The organism is Bartonella sp. AP20NXHL, assembly GCF_042196165.1.
Taxonomy (GTDB): Bacteria; Pseudomonadota; Alphaproteobacteria; order Rhizobiales; family Rhizobiaceae; genus Bartonella.
Window position 1 is genome coordinate 1 of sequence record NZ_JBHIPV010000050.1, and the last position, 2,746, is coordinate 2,746.

The 2,746-nt window shown below is 35.4% G+C and carries 3 protein-coding genes and 1 pseudogene; 3 read left to right on the forward strand and 1 reads right to left on the reverse strand.

The features are described 5' to 3' along the window. The first annotated feature begins 165 nt into the window (after nucleotides 1-165). The 3 genes from ACFILL_RS08935 to ACFILL_RS08945 all read left to right on the forward strand — a co-directional run bounded on the left by ACFILL_RS08935 (nucleotide 166) and on the right by ACFILL_RS08945 (nucleotide 2,198). Nucleotides 166-945 (forward strand): hypothetical protein, encoded by a 780-nt coding sequence (locus ACFILL_RS08935; RefSeq protein WP_375643793.1) that lies wholly within the window; start codon nucleotides 166-168, stop codon nucleotides 943-945. A 577-nt stretch (nucleotides 946-1,522) separates the two neighbouring features. Then, a complete protein-coding gene (locus ACFILL_RS08940; RefSeq protein ID WP_041581387.1) occupies nucleotides 1,523-1,873 on the forward strand; it encodes a type II toxin-antitoxin system RelE/ParE family toxin in 351 nt (116 codons plus the stop codon). 1 nt (nucleotide 1,874) lies between these two features. Next, nucleotides 1,875-2,198: a helix-turn-helix domain-containing protein gene (locus ACFILL_RS08945; RefSeq protein WP_015856199.1), complete on the forward strand. Its 324-nt coding sequence runs from the start codon at nucleotides 1,875-1,877 to the stop codon at nucleotides 2,196-2,198. 157 nt (nucleotides 2,199-2,355) lie between these two features. Here the strand turns inward: ACFILL_RS08945 and ACFILL_RS08950 are convergent. After that, nucleotides 2,356-2,746: pseudogene (locus ACFILL_RS08950) on the reverse strand (phage portal protein); the annotation flags it as partial.

Below are 2,746 nucleotides of genomic sequence, written 5' to 3' on the forward strand. Positions count from 1 at the left end.
CCTATACTGAACGTCTCTCTCCTTATGGTGAATTAGAGATTGTCTGGGTCTAATCAATAAAGCAGTGTAAATGAAAGTACAGGCGTGGCGGGGGCGCCCCTCTTTCAAATTTTCCCATTTCAAATTTTATCAACTGTTTATCACATTAGATTGTGAGGGTCTTCTATGTGCAAAAAATACGAATTAACCAGTGAAATCAAAAAAATCAAACATGCTCTTACTCGAAATATTATAAACCTTTATCGCATTAAAGCTTTAAAAGATTTTGATGATGTAAAGGCGGGGTCTTTAGGCGGCTTTATTGAAAAGGAAGTTAACCTATCCCATGATGGTAATTGCTGGGTCTATGATGAGGCTTGTGTCTATGGTCATGCAAGAGTGTATGAAAATGCAAAAATACGCCATTTTTCTCAAGTCTGTGGTCAAGTTTATGGCAATGCTGAAGTCTATGGAAAAGCTTTTATCTCTCAATATGCTAAAGTTTATGACCATGCTTTTGTCTATGGCAATGCTCATGTTTATGGCAATATTTATGGGTATGCTCATGTGAATGGTAGTGCCCGCGTTCTTGCTGATGCTCATATTTATGACCATGCGCATGTTTCTTATGATGCTACGGTTTTTAGTTATGCACGCGTTTATGGTCATGCCAAGGTTTCTGGCTTGGCTTGTATTTATAGCCATGCAAAAATTTATAATTATGCTGTTATTAATGGTCGTGCAAAAATTTATGGCAAGGTTTATGGAAATGCTTGTGTGAGTGGCTCTTGTGAGATTTATGGCTCTGTTTATGGCAATGCTAAAATCTCATATTGTGCAACGATCTGGGGGCGTGCTTATGGCAATGCAAAAATCAACAAAAAAAGCAAAGTAAGGTTGGTTCCAAAAAATTGTGAGGTTTGTGAAAGGGATAAGCTTGTCAATATAACTGATAAAACAGAATAAAAACAGGTATGGGGGGCGTGCATTCTTTATGGTTATAAACGCATATAAAATGCATTGCTATAAACATATCATAAAAGAGAGAGTAAAATAAAAAAAAGCCGTGCCAAATGATATGACGCGGCTTTCAAATAGCATTTTTTATTGATTAAAATGAATCATCCACAATGGAGTAATGAATGCATATATACAAAAAGTATCATATTGCAAGCGCTCTATGAGAGATATGAAAACTTATCAAAAGAAACGTAAATGTGCGTATGATCTTTAATCACTCATTTGAATTACAGAGCCTATAAACGCTTGTTATGGCTATTAAACGTATCAAACAAATCAAAATGCTCGGTAGCTTTAACAATCCAATCAAAAGCAAATGCATATTAAGTGAATGTCTTGTAAAAACGTTCTTTTTACATTTGGAAGCGTTGGGTTTCAAAAGCAGCTTTTCATAAGATAAATAAACAATTATGGTTTTTTGTTACCATTTTTATCAAGTCAATTTTATTAATAATAGTTATTAAAAAATCACAAAATTAGAATAACCACTTGAAAATATACCCATATGGGTATATTAATAATCATGAGTAAAATAAAACGTATCATATGGCTTGGTTCTTCACTCAAAGATATAAAAAGTCTTCCTGATCTTATTCAACAAAGGATTGGTTATGCTCTTTATCTTGCTCAGATAGGAGATAGAGGAGAAAATGTTAAGGTTCTCAAGGGGTTTGGATCTGCCAATGTTCTAGAAATTATTGAACGCGATATTCAAGGAACTTATCGCGCTGTTTATACGATACAATATAAAAAATCTCTTTATGTGTTGCATTGTTTTCAGAAAAAATCGACCCGTGGCATTGCAACACCAAAACCAGACATTAATCTGATTAAAGAACGTCTCAAGTTAGCAGAACAATTAGAAGGGAATTAAAATGATCAATGTTTTTCACGGTAGTTCCAATGTTTATGCGGATCTTGGCTTTTCAGATTCCAGAGAGATGCTTATCAAAGCGCAACTTGCTCATAAGATTAGTCAAATTCTGAAAGAAAAGAACTTAACACAAAAACAGGCTAGTCAACTTTTGAAAATGACTCAACCAAAACTGTCTAAACTCTTAAGTGGAGAATTTCGAGGAATTAGTGAAATGAAAATGCTTGAGTGTTTGGCAAAATTGGGAAACGATATAAAGATTATTGTTAATCCGAAAGAAGTTAAAACACTTGAAGGACATTTTGAAGTTGTTTTTTCTTCTTAAACTTCTTTATGATTAGCTTTTTATGGTCTATTCATACATGGCAATTGTTTATAAAAAATGGTCAAATGAATCACGTATAAAAGTGTGGATTCTTGAGTGGATTCATATAAAATAATTACAAACAAACTATTGACTTTATTGTATTTTTGTTTATAATGTCCTTCAACAAGTGTAACCATCCGCCGACCGTTTTCAACATCAATGCTCCCTTCATCACTGTAATAATCAAGATCATTATGGTGAACACCTTCATGAGAGCTACCATCCCTTGCCCAATCTGCACTCAGCTCTGTCCAATGAGATTTGGGAAACATCTGCTTAGCTACTTCTAACGGCTTGCGATCTACATACCACAAACGTTGCGCATCGGTTAAATTCGGTTGCACCGCTGCACTATCCCAAACCATCTTTAACGGGTCTAAACGCGTAATTACCGGTTCACCATCGAGGCTGTTCTCATAATCAAGCCGTGTATCAGTCCACCCCATGCCGCAGATAACCGCATCTTGGAAAGCATCACTATCAGCGTATTCTGCATGCGCCATGTC

Coding starts and splice junctions, on each gene's coding strand:
- ACFILL_RS08940 (WP_041581387.1), top strand. CDS start 1,523: ATGAGTAAAATAAAACGTATCATATGGCTTGGTTCTTCACTCAAAGAT.
- ACFILL_RS08935 (WP_375643793.1), top strand. CDS start 166: ATGTGCAAAAAATACGAATTAACCAGTGAAATCAAAAAAATCAAACAT.
- ACFILL_RS08945 (WP_015856199.1), top strand. CDS start 1,875: ATGATCAATGTTTTTCACGGTAGTTCCAATGTTTATGCGGATCTTGGC.